This is a genomic window from Nitratireductor pacificus pht-3B (assembly GCF_000300335.1).
Lineage (GTDB): Bacteria > Pseudomonadota > Alphaproteobacteria > Rhizobiales > Rhizobiaceae > Nitratireductor > Nitratireductor pacificus.
On the sequence record NZ_AMRM01000001.1, the window covers coordinates 271,818 to 294,034 of the forward strand.

Here is a 22,217-nt window from a genome sequence, read left to right on the forward strand (position 1 = left end):
GCAGCGCCTTAAGGAAAGGCCTCCCTAAGAGTCCGCTGACATCATAGGGAGGCCATAGCGCTGTCACGTCTCCGCGTGCCCGCTCAGCTGCACCCGCTCGTCGCGCCGCAGGTGTCGCACTTTTCGCAGGTGCCGTTGCGCACCATGGTGAAGTTCTGGCACTCCGAACACATGTTGCCCGTATAGCCCTGCATGATCGCCTGCTGGCGGCGGTGGCTTTCGACCTTCTTGGCCTCGGCCGCTTCCTCGGCCGCCGCATCGGTGAAGAGCGCGTCGGCGATCTCCTCCTGGGCGGCTTCCTCGGCCAGTTCCCTGGCCCGTTCCTCGTAGTCGCGGCGGAAGGCGGTGGCTTCCTCCTGGAGTTCGGAGACGGCTGGCTTCAGCGCGCGCACGGTGGCGCCCGACGAGATGGCGCGGACATTCGACCCGGCATGCGCCGTGGTGGCCGCGACCGTTTCGCCCTTCGGCTCGCCGCCGCCCTTGCCGGACACGACCTTGAGCGGCGCGCCGCGGGTCAGGCCCTTGGAGAAGGGGGTCGCCTTGCCCTCGGTGATGCCGCGGCCGAGCGCCGTGTTCGTGAAGTCGCTCGTGTCCACATGGGCGAGGTCGGAACGGCCGAGATAGGAGACGGCCAGCTCGCGGAACACATAGTCGAGGATCGACGTGGCGTTCTTGATGGCGTCGTTGCCCTGGACCATGCCGGCCGGCTCGAACTTGGTGAAGGTGAAGGCCTCCACATATTCCTCGAGCGGCACGCCATATTGCAGGCCGAGCGAGATGGCGATGGCGAAGTTGTTCATCATGGCGCGGAAGGCAGCACCTTCCTTGTGCATGTCGATGAAGATCTCGCCGATGCGCCCGTCGTCGAACTCGCCGGTGCGGAGATAGACCTTGTGCCCGCCGACCACGGCCTTCTGGGTGTAGCCCTTGCGGCGGTTCGGCAGCTTCTCGCGCTCGCGCACCACCTTCTCGACGATACGCTCGACGATCTTCTCGGTGACGATCGCGGCCTGGGCGGCGGTCGGCGCGGCGACCAGCTCCTCGACCAGGTCGTCGGCCTCCTCGTCATCGTCGGAGAGCAGCGCGGCGTTGAGCGGCTGGGAGAGCTTGGAGCCGTCGCGGTAGAGCGCGTTGGCCTTCAGCGCCAGCTTCCAGGACAGCATGTAGGCTTCCTTGCAGTCCTCAACCGTCGCGTCGTTGGGCATGTTGATGGTCTTGGAGATGGCGCCCGAGATGAAGGGCTGCGCCGCCGCCATCATGCGGATGTGGCTTTCCACCGACAGATAGCGCTTGCCGATCTTGCCGCAGGGATTGGCGCAGTCGAAGACGGCGAGATGCTCTTCCTTCAGATGGGGCGCACCCTCGAGCGTCATGGCGCCGCAGATGTGGATGTTGGCGGCCTCGATGTCCTTCTTCGAGAAGCCGAGGGCAGGGAGCATCTCGAAAGAGAAATCGTCGAGCTGCTCCTGCGTGAAGCCGAGCGCGACCTTGCAGAACTCCTCGCCGAGCGTCCACTTGTTGAAGGCGAACTTGATGTCGAAGGCGCTCTTCAGCGCGGTGTTCAGCGCCTCGATCTTCTCGTCGTCGAAACCCTTGGCCTTCAGCGTGGTCGGATTGATGGCAGGGGCCTGGTTCAGATTGCCGTGGCCGACCGCATAGGCCTCGATCTCGGCGATCTGGGCCTCGCCATAGCCGAGTGTGCGCAGCGCCTCCGGCACGGCGCGGTTGATGATCTTGAAGTAGCCGCCGCCGGCCAGCTTCTTGAACTTCACCAGCGCGAAGTCAGGCTCGATGCCGGTCGTGTCGCAGTCCATGACGAGGCCGATCGTGCCCGTCGGCGCGATGACGGTCGCCTGCGCATTGCGGTAGCCGTGCTTCTCGCCGAGCTCCAGGGCGCGGTCCCAGGCAAGCTTCGCATGCTCGATCAGCGCATCCTGCGGGCAATCCTCGGCCTTCAGCGGCACGGGATTGACTGACAGTCCCTCATAGCCCTCGGCCTCGCCATGGGCGGCGCGGCGGTGGTTGCGGATGACGCGCAGCATGTGCTCGGCATTGCGCTCATAGTCCGGGAAGGCGCCCAGCTCGCCGGCCATCTCGGCCGAGGTGGCGTAGGCGACGCCGGTCATGATGGCCGTCAGCGCGCCGCCGATGGCGCGGCCCTCGGGCGAATCGTAGGGGATGCCCGAGGTCATCAGCAGGCCGCCGATATTGGCGTAGCCGAGGCCCAGCGTGCGGTATTCATAGGAAAGGCGGGCAATCTCCTTGGACGGGAACTGCGCCATCATGACGGAGATTTCCAGTACCATGGTCCACAGCCGCACTGTGTGCTCGTAGGCCGCGATGTCGATGGAGCCGTCCTTGTTGCGGTACTGCAGCAGGTTCATCGAGGCGAGGTTGCAGGCCGTGTCGTCGAGGAACATGTATTCCGAGCACGGGTTCGAGGCGCGGATCGGACCCGCCGCCGGCGAGGTGTGCCAGTCGTTCATCGTGGTGTTGTAGTGCAGGCCCGGATCGGCGGACGCCCAGGCGGCGTAGCCGATCTTCTCCCACAGCTCGCGCGCCTTCAGCGTCTTGGCGACCTTGCCGTCGATGCGGCGGATCAGGTCCCAGTCGCCATCGGTCTCGACGGCGCGCAGGAAATCATCCTTCAGGGAGACGGAATTGTTGGAATTCTGGCCCGAAACGGTGAGATAGGCTTCCGAATCCCAGTCCGTGTCGTAGGTCTTGAACTCGATGTCGGTGTAGCCCTGCCGCGCGAACTGGATGACGCGCTTGATGTAGTTTTCCGGCACGGCGTTGCGCTTGGCGGCCCTGACCTCGCGCTTCAGCGCCGGGTTCTTGGCCGGGTCGAAGCAGTCGTCATTGGCGCCCTCGCAATTGACGCAGGCCTTCATGATCGCTTCGAGATGCTTCTTGACGATCTTCGAGCCGGTGACGAGGCTCGCCACCTTCTGCTCTTCCTTCACCTTCCAGTCGATATAGGCCTCGATGTCGGGATGGTCGGCGTCGACCACGACCATCTTGGCGGCGCGGCGCGTGGTGCCGCCTGACTTGATGGCGCCCGCCGCGCGGTCGCCGATCTTGAGGAAGGACATCAGGCCCGACGACTTGCCGCCGCCGGAGAGCTTTTCGCCTTCGCCGCGCAGATGCGAGAAATTGGAGCCGGTGCCGGAGCCGTATTTGAACAGGCGCGCCTCGCGGACCCACAGGTCCATGATGCCGCCTTCGTTGACCAGATCGTCGCCGACGGACTGGATGAAGCAGGCATGGGGCTGCGGATGCTCATAGGCCGATTTGGATTTCACCAGCTTGCCGGTGAAGGGATCGACATAATGATGGCCCTGGCCGGGGCCGTCGATGCCGTAGGCCCAATGCAGGCCGGTGTTGAACCATTGCGGCGAGTTGGGCGCGACGCGCTGGGTGGCGAGCATGTAGCACAGCTCGTCCATGAAGGCCTGCGCGTCGGCCTCGGAATCGAAATAGCCGCCCTTCCAGCCCCAGTAGGTCCAGGTGCCGGCAAGCCGGTTGAAGACCTGCGCCGCGCTGGTCTCGGAACCGTAGCGCTCGTTCTCGGGCAGGTCGGCGAGGGCCGCCTCGTCGGCCACCGAACGCCACAGGAAGGAGGGAACCGAGTTCTCCTCGACCTTCTTCAGGCGCGCCGGCACGCCGGCCTTGCGGAAATATTTCTGCGCCAGGATGTCGCTGGCGACCTGGCTGAACTGCGCCGGGACGTCGATGTTTTCCAGCCGGAAGACGATGGAGCCATCCGGGTTCTTGATCTCGCTGGTCGCCTTGCGGAACGGGATTTCCGCGTAAGGGCCACGACCTTCCTTGGTGAACCGACGTTCGATGCGCATTTTGTCCTCTTGCCCCTAATCCCAAATATAGTGTCCGCGACGGCAAACGCCTCATCACGATTTTGCCGCGCCGGACGGTTGTCCGCCGACTGCCGTTCGAACGACTGAACGGCTCTCCTGATACCGAAGGTTGGTGCTTTTCGCGGCGCTTTCGTCCGCTCGAAAAGTCATGATCCACGTTTCCGCAGAACCGCCCCCAACCTGACGCACACGCGACGATAACGTCACATAACTTTCACATTATCTGGTATGAATGATATCTGAATACACTAAATATAGTGTTAACAGCTTCTTTCCACCAGACCGGAAATCCACGCGTCATTCGCTTTCTTTTCGCGGCGCGAACAGGACCGCTCTGCCCGAAACAGGTTCGGGCAGCCCTTGGAAACTCAAAACAAATCCGGAAAATCGACCAATGCGACGCTTGGCCAATCGCGCCTTCAGACGCCGGCGCAAAATCCATAAAAAGCGACTCGCCGCCGCCCGTCAAGCTATCGTTCCTGGTTGATTTATGACCGCAAGATGTTGTGTGTGTGCGGTGTGAATAATGGGGATGGCTTCCGACCGGGCTTGCGTCTCACGGAACCCGCCAATCCTCCGCCTTTCGGCTGTGCGATGCTCCGCCGAGGATCCGGGGAGCGGGCGGGTCAGACCATCAGATCGAGCACGAGGTAGATGCCGGCCGACAGGAGTGCCGCGGCGGGAACAGTCGTCACCCAGGCGGCGACGATGGTGCGCACGTGGACGCGGCGCACCAGCTTGCGCCGGGCGATCTCCTCGCGGGAGGTGTTCTGCAGCTCCAGCTCTTCCTCGTCCTCGGGGGACACGCCGCCATTCTTCCTGAACTCGACACCCTTGCGCTCGAGGTAGGCGCGGCGGCGCTTGGAATGGGCCGTGTACCACTCGCGGAAGAAGCCGACGCCGAAGATCGCGCCGACGGCGGTGTGGGTCGAACTGATCGGCAGTCCCAGGGCGGAGGCGATGATGACCGTGATTGCGGCCGACAGGGCGACGCAGAAGGCGCGCATCGGGTTGAGCTTGGTGATCTGCTCGCCGACCATGCGGATCAGCTTGGGGCCGAACAGGACCAGGCCGAGCGAGATGCCGGCGGCACCGATCACCATTACCCAGAAGGGGATCACGACCGTCGCATTGACGGTGCTCTCATTGGCGGTGAAGACGATCGCGGCCAGCGGACCGACCGCATTCGCCACGTCGTTGGCGCCATGAGCGAAGGAGAGCAGGGCGGCGGAAATCACCAGCGGCAGCTTGAACAGGCGGCGCAGGGACTGGTTGCGGTTCTCGAGCCCTTCGGACTGGCGGCGCACCAGGATATGCGCGAAGACCCATGTGACCGCAAAGAAGGCGAGGCCGACAAGCGCCGTTCCGAGGCCGCTGATGGTGATGACCCGGCTGAGGCCCTTGGTCGTCAGATAGGTGGCGAAGGCGCCGGCCATGACGGCGATCAGCAGGGGCACCCAGCGGCGGGCGGCCGAGATCTTGTCGTCCTGATAGATGATGGCCGTCTTGATGAAGGCCAGGAACAGGGCGGCGACCACACCGCCGATGACCGGGGAGACGACCCAGCTCGCGGCGATCTGCATCATGGTCGGCCAGTCGACCGAGGCAAATCCGGCGGCGGCGATGCCGGCGCCGACCACGCCGCCGACCACGGAATGGGTGGTCGAGACGGGAGCGCCGATCCAGGTCGCCAGGTTGATCCACAGCGCCGAGGAGATGAGCGCCGCCATCATCGCCCGGATGAAGGCTTCCGGCGTTCCGACGGCCGCCGGATCGATGATGCCCTTGGAGATGGTTCCAACAACCTCGCCGCCGGCGATCAACGCGCCGGCGCTCTCGAAAACAGCGGCGATCAATAAAGCGCCGCCGAGGCTCATCGCCTTGGCGCCGACCGCGGGGCCGACATTGTTGGCGACGTCATTGGCGCCGATGTTGAGCGCCATGTAGGCGCCGATCGCGGCGGCGGCGATGATGATGATGGCGCCGGGCTCGCCGGCCACGTAGGTCGCGGCGAAGATCGCGGCCAGCGCCAGGAACAGAAGGCCGAGCCCCGGCGCAACGAGGCCGCGGGCAACAGTGCTCGTGGCTTCCTCCACATGGACGAGCTTGTCAAGGTCCTTGTCGAGCGTCTGCTTGCGCGGCGTCGCTGCTGTATCGGTCATGCCATATCCACTCTGCGACCGGCGCGGCACACCAACAGTCCGGCGCGGCGTCAACAATGATCACGGGTTAGGTAACAAAGGCGGCTACGGCAAGCACCGACCGGAAAAACAGAAGCCTTAGGCGGCGATTTCCCGTGGATTGTCGGCAAAACGAAGCAGCAGTTCCGCCAGATCAGGCTCGTCGACGAGCGCCGCCGCATCGCGCGCGGCAAACCACTGGCGGGTGCGGCGCTTGCGCTCCGGCCACTTCGCCAGTTCGCGGGTCACTTCCAGCGGCACGATGGCGACCTCGCAGCGCCATTCGACGCCCGAGCCGCGCAGCTTGCTGTAGTAGAAGCGGCCGATCTCCCTGGCATGGGCGCGGCCCTTGATGCCGGCTTCCTCGCGCGCCTCGCGCACCGCCGCCTCGGAGAGCGATTCCGCGCCCTCCGGCCAGCCTTTCGGAAGAACCCAGCGGCCCGTGTCACGGCTCGTGACCAGGAGAATCTCGATGCGCCCACCGGTTGCCGACCTGCGCCATGGCAGGGCCGCAGCCTGAACGCGGCGTGGATTGCCGCCGAACAGACGCCGGACCTTTTCGGTCAGCCGCATGCGTGTGCAGTGACTGATAATCGCACTTCTCCTTCGTTCCGGGTTCGCACCCGGAGTTTAGCTGCCGCCTCAACTTCCTGTTTTACGTTGTCTTACGCGGTCGGCGAGAGCAAAGGCCTCTGTCCGAGCGTAGGCCGCGACTCAAATTACCGCTCGGCCCGTGCGCACACAAATAGTCATTCCTGATGAAGAATCAACTGTTTGATGCAAGATTTGTGCGTTCGAGCGCCTGTGAAAGCGGATCGGCCGAGGCGCCCCAGGCCTCGTCGTGAACGAGCGCGGCGAGCGGGGTGCGCCTGCGCCAGCCGCGCTGCTCGAGCTCGGGGCGGTCAAAAAATCCGCTGACGCGCCCGACACACAGATATCCGACGAGACGGATGCGGTCTGGAATGCCGAGCGCCGCCTTGACGCGCGCCGGATCGAGAATGCTGACCCAGCCGATGCCGATGCCCTCGGCGCGCGCGGCAAGCCATAAGTTCTGGATGGCGCAGACCGTGCTGAAGAGGTCCGTGTCTCGCATATGGGTGGCACCAAGCACCACCGGTCCGCCACGTTCGGGATCGCTGGTGACGCAGATGTTGAGCGGGGCGGAGGTGATGCCCTCGAGCTTGAGCGCCCTGTATTGCGACCGCTTTTCCGCGGGAAACAGGGCTGCGGCCTCTTCGTTCGCTTCGCGGAAGATGTCGACGATGCGCCGGCGGGTTTCGAGGCTGCGCACGATGACGAAGTCCCACGGCTGGGACAGTCCGACCGACGGAGCGTGATGGGCGGCGGAAAGCAGACGGGCCAGCGTGGCGTCGTCGATCGGGTCCGGCAGGAATTCAGCGCGCACATCACGGCGTGTGGCAATGGCCCGATAGACCGCTCTCCGATCCGCTTCGGCGAAGGGATCGCCGGGTTGCAGGCCGTGGTCGGACGCCGCCGGCTGGTCCGTCATGCTGGTCTCTCCTGCGATGGGCCTGTGGCGCGATCCCCGGACGGCTGCTCAGCCGCGTTCCTTTTCGGAAATCGGCTTCTGGTAGGAAAAGCCCATGTCCCACGGGAAGTAGATCCAGGTGTCCTGGGAGACCTCCGTGACGAAGGTGTCGACCAGCGGGCGTCCCTTCGGCTTGGCATAGATGGTCGCGAAATGCGCCCTGGGCATCATGGCGCGGACGATGGCCGCCGTCTTGCCGGTATCCGTCAGATCGTCGACGATCAGGACGCCCTCGCCATCATTCTCCAGAAGTGCGGGATTGACCTCCTTCAGAACCCGGAGCTCACCCTGCTCGGAATAGTCGTGATAGGACGCCACGCAGACCGTCTCGATCAGGCGGATGCCGAGTTCGCGCGAGATCACGGCCGCCGGCACCAGTCCGCCGCGCGTGATGCAGACCATGGCTTTCCACTCGCCGTTGACGCCGGACAGGCGCCAGGCGAGCGCACGGGCATCACGGTGAAACTGGTCCCAGGAGACGGGGAAGGCTTTTTCGGGAAGGGACATCGGCAACGCACTCCGCAAATGGCGCCTCTGCGCCAGGGCTGGGGCGCCGCAGCGCCGAGACGGGAATGCGCGGTGAATTAGCCGGAAATGGATGCCGAGCGCAAGCCCGGCATCGGATGATCGGCGTGGAAGCCTGCGTCAATGCGCCATCAGGGTCGGCACGGTCATCGACTGCAGGATGGTGCGCGTCGCGCCGCCGAAGACGAATTCCCTGAGGCGGGAGCGGCCGAATGCGCCCATCACGAGAAGATCGGCGCCGGTGTCCGCGATGCGGTTGTCGATCGCCTCACCATGCGACACGCCGCCGGAACTTTCCACTTTCACCGTCACGTCGATGCCGTGGCGGGCAAGCGCGGCGGCAATCGCCGTTCCGGCCATCTCCGCGTCGCGTCGTGGCGTGTCGCGCGGATCGACGCACAGGACCTCGACGCTGTCGGCCTCCTTCATGAACGGCAGGGCGTCGAAGGCGGCGCGCGCCGCCTGGCGACTGCCGTTCCAGGCCAGCAGAACCTTCTTGAATTGGGCGGACCGGGCCTTGCGCACATAGGGCACGAGCAATACCGGCCGGCCTGTTTCGAACAGCAGGGCCTCGACATTCGCCGCCATGCTGGAGGTGGCGTCCGGATCGGTCTGCTGGGCGACGACCAGATCGGCGCTGCGGGCGCTTTCGATGCCGGAAATCGCGGAATCCCCGGACACGCTGTCGAAGCCGCGCCACTCGTTGGCGACGCCCTCTATGCGGGCCCGTTCACTGAATAGCTGGCGGATGACGGCATGCCGCCGGCCGGTTTCTTCCTGCATGTCGATGCTGAGATCGACGACCGGACCGCCCATCGGCGAGGCCATCACCATCGGCAACGCCTCGGCGTGCAGCCCGATCACATGGCTGTCGTGAAGGGCGGCCAGCGGCAGCGCCAGGTCGAGGACGCGCGATGCATCGGCCTCGCTCTGGAGAATGGCAAGGATCGTCTTGTAGCTCATATCTGCCTCCTTGAAGGACGAAAGCGGCAACCGGCGGCACTGTAATACGGCAGCTCCGGCGCGCTTTGCGCCAGATCAACGGGCGAGGGGTTGTTTGGGTTGCAGGGTCTCGAGCATTGATTCCACCGCGCCGGCCGCCGCCGCCAGTTTCTCGTGGGAACGCGAGCGGACCACGATCTCCGTCCAGAACGTGCCGTCCTGGTATTTTGGATAGGAGCCGATGATGGTTTCCGGATTGGACGCCTGGATATCGCCGAGCGGACCGCCGATGGCGCCTTCGGGAAGGGATGACGGTATGGTGCGGGAGATGAGTTTGGCGCCCGTTTCCAGCGTCGGCACGACCGTATCCAGCATGGCCTGGAAGATCGCCGGCACGCCGGCCATCACGTAGACGTTCCCGATGCGGAAGCCGGGCGCGACGGAGACCGGATTGTCGATGTGCTCGGCGCCCTCCGGCATGCGCGCCATGCGCTTCCTGGCATCGGAGAACGCGATGCCACGCGTGGCATAGTGCTGTTCCAGGAGCGTGTAGGCTTTCCGGTCGTATCCGCACGGCACGCCGAAGGCATGGGCGACGGAATCGGCGGTGATGTCGTCGTGCGTCGGGCCGATGCCGCCTGTCGTGAAGACATAGGTGTTGCGGAGCCGAAGCTGGTTGATCGCCTCGGCGATGGCGTCGCGGTCGTCCGAAACCACGCGAACCTCTTTCAGGTCGATGCCGACGGCCGTCAGAATGTCGGCCAGGTGACCGATATTGCGGTCCTTGGTGCGGCCGGAGAGGATTTCGTCGCCGATCACCACCATCGCAGCGGTCACAATCTTGCTCATCGCCCATCGGTCTCCTTTGAACGGTCGAGAGATAGACCCGTGCACCGGGCAGGGCAATGGGTCGAAAACAGTGAACAGTGTGTCGGCCCTGCGGCGGTTTCAGACGAGGGGATTCCCCACTAGCTATGTTTCGGCTGCCGCAAGGCGGTCTCGACAGAAGCAACTCGCACGGAGCAAAACCGATGAGCAAGATCCTGGTTCTTTACTATTCAAGCTGGGGCCATATGGAAGCGATGGCTCGGGCAGCGGCCGAAGGCGCGCGCGAAGCGGGCGCCGACGTGACGGTCAAGCGCGTGCCGGAACTCGTCCCCGACGAGGTCGCCCGCAAGGCCCATTACAAGCTCGACCAGGACGCCCCCGTGGCCGACCCGCTGGAACTGGCAGACTATGACGGCTTCATCTTCGGCGTATCGACGCGCTACGGCATGATGGCCGCCCAGATCAAGAATTTCCTCGACCAGACCGGCCCGCTCTGGGCCGAGGGCAAGCTGATCGACAAGCCGGCGACGGTGATGTCCTCGACGGCGACCCAGCACGGCGGCGCCGAGCTGGCACTGGCCACGACGCAGCTCGCCCTGCAACATCACGGAATGTTGATTGTGCCACTTTCCTACGCCTATCAGGACCAGATGGGCAACGACACGGTTCGCGGCGGCGCGCCTTACGGCATGACCACGACGACGAATGGCGACGGCTCGCGGATGCCCTCCGAACAGGAGCTGGAAGGCGCGAAATTCCAAGGCAAGCGGCTCGCGGAGATCACCGCCCGGCTCACCCGCTGACAGGCCGCCAGGCTTCCTCGGGCAGGATGCGGGCGGGCCACGGAGCACCCGCATCGCGCGCCCTCCTGTACATGCGTATTTTCTGACGAACATGCGTATCCCGCTTGATCGCGCGCGGTTCTGCGGCTAGTCGTTGCCCCGAGCGGACGTGGCGAAATTGGTAGACGCAAGGGACTTAAAATTCCTCGATCCTAGATCGTGCGGGTTCGATCCCCGCCGTCCGCACCAGCACAACACATAGTTGAAGATCCCCGGCGGTTCCTTCAGCCGGCGTCCGGCTGATGACCGGCGATGACCGCCAGGAAGGCCTCGCCGTAGCGGTCGAGCTTGGCTTCCCCTATGCCTGAAATGCCGGCCATATCGGCGCGGTTCGCGGGGCGAGTTCTGGCCATCTCGATCAGCGTCTTGTCGTGGAAGATCACATAGGGCGGCAGATTCTGTTCGCGCGCGATCTCGATGCGTTTATCGCGCAGCGCGTTGAACAGCGCGCTGTCGGTCTGGTCGAGGCTGACGGGCACGCCGCCGCGCGCCGCGCGGCCTTTCCGGCCCTTCGCAGCCGGCGGCGGCGTGCGCAGCATCAGCACGGGCTTTTCGCGCAGGAAGCGGCGGCCGGCTTCCGCGATCGACAGTCCACCATGGCCGGCGAGATCGACATGGATGAAACCGTGGGCGATGAGCTGGCGCAGGATCGAGCGCCAGGTGCGCTGATCGTGCTCCTTGCCGATCCCGAAGGTGGAAATCCGGTCATGGCCGAAGCGGGCGATGCGCTCGTCCTCATCGCCCAGAAGCACGGCAATGACATAGGCCTGTCCGAAGCGCTCTCCCGTGCGGTAGATGCAGGACAGGACCTTCTGCGCGGCGACGGTTCCATCGAAGCGTTCCGGCGGATTGGCGCAGGTGTCGCAGTTGCCGCAGGGGGAGCAGGCGTCGCCGAAATAGTTGAGCAGGACCTGACGCCGGCACTGCGCCGTTTCCGTGAGGCCGAGCAGGGCATCGAGCTTCTGCTGCTCCATGCGCTTGCGGGTGTCGGGCGCGTCCGATTCGTCGATGAAGCGACGGCGCAGCGCGATGTCGTCGGCGCCGTAGAGCATCAGGGCCTCGGAGGGCAGGCCGTCGCGGCCGGCGCGGCCGGTCTCCTGATAATAGGCCTCGATGCTGCCGGGCAGGTCGATATGGGCGACGAACCGCACATCCGGCTTGTCGATGCCCATGCCGAAGGCGATGGTCGCGACCATCACCACCGCTTCCTCGCGCTGGAAACGGGTCTGGTTGACCTCGCGGGCCGCCTTGTCCATGCCGCCATGATAGGCGAGCGCGTTGTACCCCTGATCCTGCAGCCAGGCGGCGGTTTCCTCCGTCTTGCGCTTGGACAGGCAGTAGACGATGCCGCTTTCGTTCTCATGGTTCTGGAGAAACCGCATCAGCTGGCGGCGCGGATTGTCCTTCTCCTCCACTGCGTAGCGGATGTTCGGCCGGTCGAAGCCGGCGATGAAGCTGTCATCGTTGCCGATCTGCAGATGCGCGACGATCTCGCCGCGCGTCGGCGCGTCGGCGGTGGCCGTCAGCGCCATTCGCGGCGTGTCCGGGAACAGGTCAACCAGGGCGTCGAGCTGGCGATAATGCGGGCGGAAATCGTGGCCCCACTGGGAAAGGCAGTGCGCCTCGTCGATGGCGATCAGCGAAAGGGGGATGTTGCGCAGGCGGTCGATGATGCCCGATCGCAGAAGCGTTTCGGGCGCGGCATAGAGAAGATCGAGCGTGCCTTCGCCGATCGCCCGCCAAAGATCGCGGCGCTCCTCGGGCGGCAGGTCGGAATTGAGCGCGGCGGCGCGCACGCCCGCCTGCCGCAGCGCCGCGACCTGGTCGGCCATCAGCGCGATCAGCGGTGAGACGACCAGACCCATGCCCGGCCGGCAGAGCGCCGGGATCTGATAGCACAGGGATTTTCCGCCGCCGGTGGGCATCAGCACGAAGGCGTTGTTGCCGGCGATGACGTGATCGACGATCTCCGCCTGGCGGCCACGAAATGCGTCGTAGCCATAGACGGTCTTGAGGATATGCAGAGGATCGGTGGTCACGGCACGCCTGTTGGGGAATCGGAACAGCGGTTCCTCATAACAGGTTTGCCGCCTGGGTGCAGGCGGGACAGGTTTGCTGCCCGGGTGCAGGCGGGCGGATCCCGTCAGGGATCGTGGCGCGCGGATGCACCGAGCGTCTCGACCAGGAAATCCAGAAAGGCGCGAACCTTCGCCTGAACGAGGCGGGCGGAGGGATAGATCGCGTAGAGCGTCGTTTCGACGGGGGTCCAATCCTCGAGCAGGGGAACGAGCCGACCGGCGGCGAGGTCTTCCTGGACATAGAGGCGGGGGGTGAGGCTGAGGCCGAAGCCGGCGCGCAGCGCATCACGGACGGCAAGGCTGGAGGTCACCTTGTAGCGCCCGTCGATCGCGATGCTGACGCTGCGGTCGGCCTTTGTGAAGGTCCATTCGTCGGCATGGCCCGAAAGCGTGAACTGGACGCAGTTGTGCCGTTTCAGTTCCTCCGGCGACGCCGGCGCGCCGGCGCGCGCGCGATAGGCCGGGGCGCAGCACAGGACGTGATCGAGCGTCAGAAGCCTGCGGGCGATGAGGCTGGAACTCTCCAGCCTGTCGCTGCCGCGGATGACGAGATCGAACCCATCCTCGACGATGTTGACCCGCCGGTCGTCGAGCCGCAGATCCAGCGCGATGTCCGGATAGCATTCCAGGAAGCGGGGTATCGCCTCGGTGAGCGCGACGAGGCTCGCCGACACCGGGGCGCTGACGCGCAACAGGCCGCGCGGCTGCTGCTGAAGAGGCGCCAGGGTCGCATCCGCCTCGTGAAGATCGTCGAGAATGCCACTGACCCGCTGATGATAGAGCGCGCCGGCCTCCGTCAGGCTCATCCGCCGGGTCGTGCGGTTCAGAAGGCGAACCGCGAGATGCGTTTCCAGCTCGCGTATGTTCTTGCTGACGGCCGCCGGAGACAGGCGGAGCTGGCGCGCGGCCTCGGCGAAACTGCCGAGATCGACCACGGTGCGAAAGACGTTGAGTGCGGTCAGTCGATCCATGATTCGCTACCTGTAGTGAATAGTCATTGATCAAACCTGCATATTATCAACTGATCGGCAAGGCTTTACCTATTGCGGACCGCCGATCGCGGGGAACAACCTCTTTTGAGACAGGTGCGCAAATGGCCGAGACCGAGAAGACCGCAACAGGTGCCCATGCGGGCATGTTTTTCTGGGCGCTGATCGTCGGCGCATCGTTTCCGGTGGTGGGGTTGCTGACCGAGGGCCTGCCGCCCCTGTTGCTGACGGCGCTGCGCTTCACCATCGCCGCGCTGGCCATGGTGCCGATGGTGCGGACCGCAGCAGCATGGCGGCCGGGCCTGGTGGCGCTCCTTCTCTATTCGGTGATGGGCCTCTGCCTCGCGGGCTTCTTCGGAATCATGTTCTGGGCCGCGCACCGGGTGACGGCGCTGTCCATGTCGGCCTTGTTCATCTTCATGCCGCTTCTGGCCTACGGACTTGGGCGGATGCTGCGGGTCGAGCCGCGCGCCGGCGGACTTCTCGCGATCCTGGGGCTGGGAGCGCTCGGCGCCCTGGCGCTGGCGCTGGCTCAATCGGGCGGCGATCTGGATGCCCTGCAGTTCGGCTGGAACGAGGTGCTGTTCTTCCTCGGCGTTGTCGCCTCGGCGCTTTATCCGGTGTTGTCCAAGTGGGGCCTGTCACGCGGGCTGCTGTCCGGCGACGCAGCGGCGCGGACCTTCTGGAGCCTTGCCGCAGGCGGTGTGCTGATCGCCGTCGCCGGCCTGCTCATGGAACCGGTGCGGGGTATGGCGCGGATGAGCCTGGGCGACTTCCTTCTGGTGGCCTATCTGGGCGTCTTTTCGAGCGGCGTGACCTTCTGGCTGATCCAGCGCGGCACCGGTGTGCTGACGCCCGGCGCGGTGACGGCTTACAGCTATCTGGTGCCTTTCGTGTCGATGGTGGTGCTGTTCGTCGGCCAACCGGAATTGATCGGCTGGCATTGGCTGCCGGGCAGCATGGCGGTGGTCGCCTCGATCGTCCTGCTCCTGCGACGCAGCAACCGGCAGGCGCGGATGGGTGCCCGCGAACCGGCCTGACTCTCGATACCCGCAGTTCGGGGACATCGATCCTCTGAAATCCGGCTTCGGCCTCAGCGCGAGGCCGGTGCGATGGACACCTTCGTGCCCATGCTTTCCCGCCAATCCCATCAGACCTCAGCAACTGGAGAAAACACATGCGTATTGCCGTATTCGGTGCAAACGGAAACACTGGAAGCCGCGTCATCGCGGAAGGGCTGTCCCGCGGTCACGAGATGACTGCCATCGTGCGTGACCTTGGGCGGACGTGGAACGTGCCGTCAGGCGCGACCCTGCTGGCAGGGGATGCGTCGAATGTCGAGGAGGTGGCGGTGCTGGCGAGGGGGCTGGATGCCGTCATCGCCGCGACGCGCCCGTCGCCGGGCAGGGAAGCGGATCATGCCGTCATGATGCGCGCCCTGCTTGCCGGAACCGTGCGCGCCGACGTGCGCCTTCTCGTCGTCGGCGGCGCGGCGAGCCTGACCGTTCCCGGGACGGAAGGTATCGCCGTCATCGACGATCCGCGGTTCGTACCACCGGAATACCGGGCCATTGCGCAGGCGTCGAACGAGCAGTTCGCGGCTTGCCTCGCGGACAGGCATGCCGACTGGACCTATCTCAGCCCGCCGGCGGTGCTGGAGCCGGGCGAGCGCACCGGCGTTTTCCGGCTGGGTGCCGATGAACTCCTGATCGACGAGGCGGGCCGCTCGGCGATCTCGATGGAGGATCTCGCGATCGCCCTCATCGACGAGGCCGAGCAGGCGCGGCATCGCCGCGCCCGCTTCACCGTTGGATACTGAGGGGGTTGCGCCGCTCGTCGTCAGGCGTTGTGTCCGCCGTCGACGGCGAGCGAGGCCCCGGTGATGAACCGGCTTTCGGGACTGGCCAGATGCGCGACCATGGAGGCGATGTCCTCGGGAGCGCCAAAATGGCCGACCGCCGTCAGGGCGCGCTGGCCATCGGCGCCCTCGGCATCGGCCGGGTTCATGTCCGTGTCGGTCGAACCAGGATCGACCACGTTGACCGTGATGCCGCGCGCGCCCACGTCATGGGCCAGCCCCTTGGTGAAGCCGATCAGCGCCGATTTGCTCATCGCGTAGAGCGTTACCCCGCCATGCGGCACGCGCTGCGCGAAGCAGGAGCCGATGGAGATGATCCGCCCGCCTTCGCCCATATGGCGCAACGCGGCTTGCGAGGCGACGAAGACCGCCTTGACATGGATGCCGATGGTGCGGTCGATCTCCTCCAGTGTCACGTCTTCCGGCGGGCCGTAGGGAAAGATGCCCGCATTGTTGACCAGGATGTCCATCCGCCCGAACGCCCGGGCGGTCTGGTTGACTGCGGCCGTGACGGCACGCGGGTCGGCGCTGTCGGCCTGCACGGCCAGGCCGCGTCTTCCCGCGGCCTCGATATCGGCCACGACGGCCGCCGCCTTCTCGCCGTTGTGGGCATAGGTGATCGCGACATCTGCGCCGCGCGCTGCGAGCCGACGCGCGATGGCCGCGCCGATTCCCCGGCTGCCTCCGGTCACCAGTGCTGCCTTGCCTTCCAGGTCCTGCATAAGGATCTCCATTTATATACCGATCGGTATGAAATGCGTAGACGGCTTGTGGAAACCGGTCAAGCGAATTACTTACGGAGTGGTACAGAAGGTGTGTGAAATGGCGGAACGCGGCAGACCCAGAGCCTTTGACAGGAGTGAAGCGCTGCATCGGGCGATGCGGGTCTTCTGGACCTGCGGCTACGAGGGCACCTCGGTCAGCGAACTGGCGCAGGCGATGGGCATCAACAAGCCCAGCCTCTATGCCGCGTTCGGCTGCAAGGAAGCGCTGTTTCGCGAGGCCATCGAACTCTACGAGCAGGAGGAGGGCGCTCCCGTCGGCGAGGCGCTTGATCAGGGACGGACGGCGCGCAGCGCCATCGAGACGGCGTTGCGGGTGAATGCCCGCAGTTTCACGAACCCCGACAATCCGCGCGGCTGCATGGTCGTCGTCTCGGCGCTGGCCGGCGCGCCGGAAAACAACCCCGTCTGCAGTTTCCTGGCCGACAATCGCCGCGAGAGCGAAGAGAATTTCCGTCGCCGCGTTCTGCGCGGCATTGAGGAGGGCGATGTTCCCCGAGGCGCCGATGCCGCGCGCGTCGCCGCGTTCTATGCCACCGTCATGAACGGGCTGGCGATCCAGGCGCGCGACGGCGCGACCATGGAGAGGCTCGAGCGCCTGATCGACAGCGCCATGGCTGCCTGGGAAGCGGTCGCCAGCTAGGGTCAGGACCTATTAATCTTGCTTGATTGGCGGATGATGGACACGGAAATGCAAGGAGAGATGCGCAGGACGGGCTTTATGCCCGTCCAAGCGGCTCGACGCGGCAGTTCGAAGTCCATCGTCCGTCCCTTAGGGATATGGCCAGTTTGCCCGGGGAGAGCGTTGCAAGCCTTTGAAAACCGGATGGTTTCCTGCAGGCTTGCGCCTCCTCCCCGGACAAACTGACTCATACCAATCAAGCAAGATTAATAGATCCTGACCCTAGATCACTTCGTACGCTCAGTCGAATGCGGGGCGCGCTCAGGCGTCATCCCGTTTTCCCGTCAGCGGCCCGGCTGCCCCGTCGCGAGCTCGATCACCTGCAGCGGCGTGGTGATGACGATGTCGGCGGCGGTTCCGACAGTCTGGCCGATGCCCCGCACCAGGCTCTCCATCCGGCCGATCATGAGGTCGGGGTCGCGCTCGTCGAGTTCGCCCTCGCTCGACAGGCGTTCGCCCAGAAGACGCACCAGGATCGGGTTTTCCGCGAACTTCGTGTGGTTGAGCCAGTCGCCCGACGAGACCTTGGTGACATCGATGACCGTGACGCCGAGCTCGGCCAGATCCGCCGCATCGCGGTAATCGCCAAGGCGGGGCTTGTTGCCCGCGATGAACCCGGAGAGGGTCAGGGCGCGGTCGTTCTGCGAGGTAAGCACTGCAAACGGCTTTTCGGGAACGCCGTAGCGGCGCATCTGCCCCTTGAACACGTCGATGTCGATGTCGGGGGAAGCCAGCACGACGTCAGCCAGCCTTCCGCCAAGATCGCGATCGCCGGTGATCGCCAGTTGCCGCAACGCCTCCATCGTGACCCAGCTGCCCATCGAATGAGCGACGACATCGATGCGCTTTGCGCCCGCCCGGACCAGCGTGCGCAGGGTCTCCTCGAGCGCGTCGCGCGCGGTGGTGGCGCTGTTGTTGTCGTAAACATAATCAATGGTGCGGCCCGCCGACGGCCAGGAAAACAGGATCGGCGTGCCGCTGTACTGGGCATCGTGAAAGATCTGCGCGGCGCGGTAGACCGCGGCGTCGAAGCCGGTGTTGTAGCCATGGATGAAGATGAGGGCCCGCCCGCCGCGCGCCGCAATGTCCTGTGAGAGAGCCGTTTCGAACTGCCCGCGCTCGGGATAGAGCATGGCCCGCCGCGCCGAGAAATAGCGGGCGGGGTCGGCGACTTCGGGATTGGGCGCGAGTTCCATCTTGCCGGTCTCGTGGACGGCGGGAATGCTGATCTCGACCCGCGCGAACGCGGTCTGCATGGCTCTGCCGCCATCGAAAAGCTGGCCTGGGGCTTCCGTCGCGGCGCGGTTGGTGGCGATGAAGATGCCATGGGTCGCGGCGATCTGCGATTCGCTTGCCGGTGCGATGGTGCGCGCCATGAGCCTGGCGGGACTCGGGTTCGCGCAGCCGGCGAGAAGCGCCAGAAGAAGCAGTGCGGCGGCGGCGTGGAGCGGGCGAAAGCGCATTGGGTAATGATCCTCTTCGCCCTGGTTGACTTCATGGGAGAGGCCGTATCGACCCGGTCCCATAGCGTGTGTAGCGCAGATGACGCTATCTCTCCCAGAAAACGGGCGTGAAAATGACAAGAACCGCCAGAATTTCAAGCCTTCCCATCAGCATGGCGAAGGCCATGATCCATTTGGCGATGTCGGGTAGGGGCGCGAACGTGCCGGCCGGGCCGACAATCGGGCCGAGACCGGGGCCGACATTGGTCAGGCCGGTCAGGGCGGCGGAGATGGCGGTCATGAAATCCAGTCCGGTAGCGGCCAGCAGCAGGATGATAAGCGCCCAGATGACGAGGAACGCCGACATGAACAGGACGACCGCGCGCTGCAGGTCGTCTTCCACCGGACGGTCGCCATAGCGGACGGTGACCACCGTGTTGGGATAGACGAACCGCCGCAGGCCGTTGGCCAGCAGCTTGAACAGGATCAGGAAGCGGTAGGCCTTGATGCCGCCGGTCGTCGAGCCGGAGCAGCCGCCGAGGAACATGGCGACGAAGGCGGCGGCGACGGCAAACGGGCCCCATTGCGAATAGTCGTCGCTGGCATAGCCGGCCGTGGTGATGATCGAGACGAAGTTGAACGCCGAATGGGTCAGGGCTTGCAGGAAGGGCGTGTCGTTGGCCAGCCGGAGATAGACAGCCACCGCCAGGACGAACACTACGACATAGCCGGCGAAAACCCGGATCTGCGGATCGCGCAGTGCATCGAGGCGGCCGCGCACGGCGAACAGGATCAGGATCGAGAAGGGCAGGGCGCTGACGAACATGAAGAGCGTGCCGACCCAAAGAACGGCGGGATTGTCGTTGTAGTATCCCATCGAGGCATCATGCGTGGAGAAGCCGGCGGTGGCGACGGTGGTCATCGCATGGTTGAGCGCATCGAACATGCGCATGCCGGCCGCCGCATAGGCGATGCCGCAGGCAAGCGTCAGAAGGGCGTAGATGCTGACCAGGCCGACGGCGAAGGTCGAGAAGCGGTCGAAGGGGCGGTCCTCGATGTCGGAGGATTCGATGCGGAAATAGGAGACGCCGCCGACATTCAGAAAGGGCAGGATGAACAGGCCGAGGGCGATCACGCCAAGACCGCCGATCCATTGCAGGATGGAGCGCCATAAGAGGAGGCCGGGCGGCATGCCGTCGAGGCCGACGATGATGGTGGCGCCGGTCGCCGTGACGCCCGAAACCGATTCGAAAACCGCATCCGCGAGGCTGAAATCGATGGAGGAGGCAATCATGGGCACCGCGCCGACGACGCAGGCCGTCAGCCACATCAGATTGACCACGAGGAAGCCGAAACGCGACGAGATGACCGGCGCGCGTCCCTGGGTGGCGAGCGACACGCCGGTGGCAAGGCCGCCGGTGAACAGGGCCGAAAAGGCGAAGACGCGCCAGTCGTCATTGCCGTAATAAAGATCGACGGCGGCGGGAACGAGCATGGCAGCCGACAGGTAGATCGCGAACACCGCCGCTATGTGAAGCGCGGCGCGGATGGCTAAGTACTGCAATAAGTGGGTCCCCGGGGTTGCTCTGCTGTGGCTCTACCGCTCAAGCTGCCTCATGACGCGGATTCCGGCGACAGTGGCGTCCCGCGCAGCGATATGCAATAGCCGGGTAGAGCACGGACAGAGCACGGGCAAGGGACAGGATGAACGCAGAAGGAAAAGCCGGGGGTTTTGCACCCGGCGTTGCCAAGGCCGAAGGAGCGTTGCGCGCGCTCTTTCCCGAAACGCCGCTGCAGGAGAACGACTATCTGTCGAAGAAGACGGGCGCCCGCGTTTTTCTGAAGCGCGAGGATCTGACGCCGGTGCGGTCCTACAAGCTGCGGGGCGCCTTCAACTTCTTCCGCAAGGCGATCGCCGGCGGCGCCACGGACGGAACCTTCGTCTGCGCCTCGGCGGGCAACCATGCGCAGGGCTTCGCCTATGTCTGCCGCCATTTCGGCCGGCGCGGCATCGTCTTCATGCCGGTCACGACGCCGCAGCAGAAGATCGACAAGACGCGCATCTTCGGCGGCGATTTCGTCGAGATCCGGCTGGTCGGCGACTTCTTCGACGATTGCTATCGCGCGGCGCATGTCTTCGCTGCCGAGAGCGGTGGCATGATGGTGCCGCCCTTCGATCATCCCGACATCATCGAGGGCCAGGCGACGGTCGCGCTCGAGATCGCCAGGCAGATGCATGGCGAGAGCGACGCGAGGATCGGTGACAGCCTGGTCATCCTGCCGGTGGGTGGCGGCGGCCTCGCTTCCGGCGTGACGTGCTATCTGCGCGAGAGCGGAGAGCCGACTGAGTTCGCCTTCGCCGAGCCGGCGGGTGCCGCCAGCCTGCAGCAGGCGCTGGTCGAGGATCGGCCGGTGCGGCTGGCGCAGGTGGACAATTTCGTCGATGGCGCCGCCGTGGCGGAGATCGGCGCCGAGCCGTTTTCCCATCTGCAGGATTTCGACGCGCGGGCGGTGCATCTGGTGCCCGAGAACAGGCTCTGCGCGACCATGATCGAGATGCTGAACATCGAGGGCGTGGTGCTGGAACCGGCGGGGGCGCTGGCGATTGACGCACTGAAGAATTATGCGCCCGAGACGCTGCGCGGCCGCACCGTGGTGGCCGTCGTGTCCGGCGGCAATTTCGACTTCGAGCGGCTGCCCGACGTCAAGGAGAGGGCGTTGCGCTTCGAGGGGCTGAAGAAGTACTTCATCTTCCGCTTTCCGCAGCGGCCCGGCGCGCTGCGCGATTTCCTCGACCTGCTGGGGCCGGAAGACGACATCACCCGCTTCGAGTATCTGAAGAAGTCGGCGCGCAATTTCGGCTCGGTCCTGATCGGGATCGAGACCCGCAACCGCGCCAATTTCGACGTCCTGACCCAGCGGTTCGACAAGGCCGGCTGGGCCTATCAGGACATCACCGAGAACGACACGATTGCAGGATTCATCATCTGAGGCGGAGGATGCCATGGACCCGACCCGTTACATCGTGCTGTTTCGTGGTGTCGGCGGCGCCACGCAACTCCCCGTGAAGCGGCTGAAGGCCGTGCTTGACGATGCCGGCTTCGAGGATGTGGCGACCTATATCAACAGCGGCAATGCCGTCCTGACCGCGTCGCTCGACGAGGCCGGCGTGGTCGAGGCGGTCGGTGAGGCCGTGCGCCGGGAGATGGGTTTCGACAAGGCGGTCATCGCGCGCGGCGCGGACGACTGGGACCTCATGATCGCCCGCAACCCGTTTGCGCAGGCCGCGGACGACCCAACCAGGGTTCATGTCTATGCGCTCGAGGCCGCGCCGCAGCCGGAGGACGTTGAAGCACTGGAAGCGAAGGCGGGCGGGACCGAGCGCTTCCACCTGAACGGTAGGACGCTCTATCTCCACACGCCGGACGGCATGGGAACCTCCCGCTTCGCGCCGAAGATCGAGCCGACGCTGAAGGTGGCGATGACGGCGCGCAACTGGCGCAGCATGCTGGCCCTGCAGGAGCTGGCGCGCGGCGGCTGATTTTGCGCTGCACCATTATTTGTTTGCACTTTGCCGGCCGATGGCCCATATGGCGCTGATAGACGCATGGGCCGGCACAGACCGGCTTTCTTCTCAGAGAC

18 protein-coding genes and 1 tRNA gene are annotated in these 22,217 nt (G+C 65.1%); 7 read left to right on the forward strand and 12 right to left on the reverse strand.

Going from position 1 to position 22,217, the window contains the following annotated elements; translation table 11 throughout:
* Positions 1-83 precede the first annotated feature (83 nt).
* The 7 genes from NA2_RS01255 to NA2_RS01285 all read right to left on the reverse strand — a co-directional run bounded on the left by NA2_RS01255 (position 84) and on the right by NA2_RS01285 (position 9,923).
* Positions 84-3,857: a vitamin B12-dependent ribonucleotide reductase gene (locus NA2_RS01255; RefSeq protein ID WP_008593281.1), complete on the reverse strand. Its 3,774-nt coding sequence runs from the start codon at positions 3,855-3,857 to the stop codon at positions 84-86.
* 647 nt (positions 3,858-4,504) lie between these two features.
* Positions 4,505-6,040: an inorganic phosphate transporter gene (locus NA2_RS01260; protein ID WP_008593284.1), complete on the reverse strand. Its 1,536-nt coding sequence runs from the start codon at positions 6,038-6,040 to the stop codon at positions 4,505-4,507.
* 117 nt (positions 6,041-6,157) lie between these two features.
* Entirely contained in the window at positions 6,158-6,631 is a 474-nt protein-coding gene (locus NA2_RS01265; protein WP_008593286.1) for an NUDIX hydrolase, read from the reverse strand.
* Between the two features lie 193 nt (positions 6,632-6,824).
* Positions 6,825-7,568: a 5,6-dimethylbenzimidazole synthase gene (bluB, locus tag NA2_RS01270; protein ID WP_008593288.1), complete on the reverse strand. Its 744-nt coding sequence runs from the start codon at positions 7,566-7,568 to the stop codon at positions 6,825-6,827.
* A 48-nt stretch (positions 7,569-7,616) separates the two neighbouring features.
* The gene (gpt, locus tag NA2_RS01275; protein WP_008593289.1) at positions 7,617-8,114 is read right to left on the reverse strand and encodes a xanthine phosphoribosyltransferase; all 498 of its coding nucleotides are present in this window, start codon (positions 8,112-8,114) and stop codon (positions 7,617-7,619) included.
* 138 nt (positions 8,115-8,252) lie between these two features.
* Entirely contained in the window at positions 8,253-9,095 is an 843-nt protein-coding gene (locus NA2_RS01280; protein WP_008593291.1) for a universal stress protein, read from the reverse strand.
* Between the two features lie 75 nt (positions 9,096-9,170).
* Positions 9,171-9,923, reverse strand: a complete 753-nt coding sequence (locus tag NA2_RS01285; RefSeq protein ID WP_008593294.1) for a competence/damage-inducible protein A — start codon at positions 9,921-9,923, stop codon at positions 9,171-9,173.
* A gap of 182 nt (positions 9,924-10,105) precedes the next feature.
* Between NA2_RS01285 and wrbA the strand changes: the two genes are divergently transcribed.
* Positions 10,106-10,705 (forward strand): NAD(P)H:quinone oxidoreductase, encoded by a 600-nt coding sequence (gene wrbA / locus NA2_RS01290; protein ID WP_008593296.1) that lies wholly within the window; start codon positions 10,106-10,108, stop codon positions 10,703-10,705.
* A gap of 142 nt (positions 10,706-10,847) precedes the next feature.
* Positions 10,848-10,933: transfer RNA gene (locus tag NA2_RS01295), tRNA-Leu, on the forward strand.
* Between the two features lie 35 nt (positions 10,934-10,968).
* Here the strand turns inward: NA2_RS01295 and recQ are convergent.
* Positions 10,969-12,783, reverse strand: a complete 1,815-nt coding sequence (gene recQ, locus NA2_RS01300; RefSeq protein WP_008593299.1) for a DNA helicase RecQ — start codon at positions 12,781-12,783, stop codon at positions 10,969-10,971.
* A 104-nt stretch (positions 12,784-12,887) separates the two neighbouring features.
* Positions 12,888-13,793: a LysR family transcriptional regulator gene (locus NA2_RS01305; RefSeq protein ID WP_008593301.1), complete on the reverse strand. Its 906-nt coding sequence runs from the start codon at positions 13,791-13,793 to the stop codon at positions 12,888-12,890.
* Between the two features lie 122 nt (positions 13,794-13,915).
* Here NA2_RS01305 and NA2_RS01310 point away from each other — a divergent pair, with 122 nt between their 5' ends.
* Both NA2_RS01310 and NA2_RS01315 read left to right on the forward strand, forming a co-directional pair.
* Complete coding sequence (locus tag NA2_RS01310; protein ID WP_008593303.1) at positions 13,916-14,851, forward strand: DMT family transporter; 936 nt, start codon at positions 13,916-13,918, stop codon at positions 14,849-14,851.
* A 137-nt stretch (positions 14,852-14,988) separates the two neighbouring features.
* Positions 14,989-15,630 (forward strand): NAD(P)-dependent oxidoreductase, encoded by a 642-nt coding sequence (locus NA2_RS01315; protein ID WP_008593304.1) that lies wholly within the window; start codon positions 14,989-14,991, stop codon positions 15,628-15,630.
* A gap of 20 nt (positions 15,631-15,650) precedes the next feature.
* Here NA2_RS01315 and NA2_RS01320 read toward each other — a convergent pair whose 3' ends face one another.
* Positions 15,651-16,391 carry an SDR family NAD(P)-dependent oxidoreductase gene (locus NA2_RS01320; RefSeq protein ID WP_008593306.1) on the reverse strand — a complete coding sequence of 247 codons (741 nt, stop codon included), beginning with the start codon at positions 16,389-16,391 and terminating at the stop codon, positions 15,651-15,653.
* 100 nt (positions 16,392-16,491) lie between these two features.
* Here NA2_RS01320 and NA2_RS01325 point away from each other — a divergent pair, with 100 nt between their 5' ends.
* Positions 16,492-17,094, forward strand: a complete 603-nt coding sequence (locus NA2_RS01325) for a TetR/AcrR family transcriptional regulator (protein ID WP_040676358.1) — start codon at positions 16,492-16,494, stop codon at positions 17,092-17,094.
* Between the two features lie 323 nt (positions 17,095-17,417).
* On the opposite strand, the gene NA2_RS01330 is transcribed toward NA2_RS01325, so the two are convergent.
* Positions 17,418-18,596: an alpha/beta hydrolase gene (locus NA2_RS01330; protein WP_008593311.1), complete on the reverse strand. Its 1,179-nt coding sequence runs from the start codon at positions 18,594-18,596 to the stop codon at positions 17,418-17,420.
* An 85-nt stretch (positions 18,597-18,681) separates the two neighbouring features.
* Positions 18,682-20,139 (reverse strand): TrkH family potassium uptake protein, encoded by a 1,458-nt coding sequence (locus NA2_RS01335; protein ID WP_008593313.1) that lies wholly within the window; start codon positions 20,137-20,139, stop codon positions 18,682-18,684.
* Positions 20,140-20,279: 140 nt separating this feature from the next.
* On the opposite strand from NA2_RS01335, the gene ilvA reads away from it, so the two are divergent.
* Together ilvA and NA2_RS01345 are read left to right on the forward strand one after the other, a co-directional pair.
* A complete protein-coding gene (ilvA, locus tag NA2_RS01340; RefSeq protein WP_040676359.1) occupies positions 20,280-21,566 on the forward strand; it encodes a threonine ammonia-lyase IlvA in 1,287 nt (428 codons plus the stop codon).
* A 13-nt stretch (positions 21,567-21,579) separates the two neighbouring features.
* A complete protein-coding gene (locus NA2_RS01345; RefSeq protein WP_008593318.1) occupies positions 21,580-22,116 on the forward strand; it encodes a DUF1697 domain-containing protein in 537 nt (178 codons plus the stop codon).
* Positions 22,117-22,217: the final 101 nt, after the last annotated feature.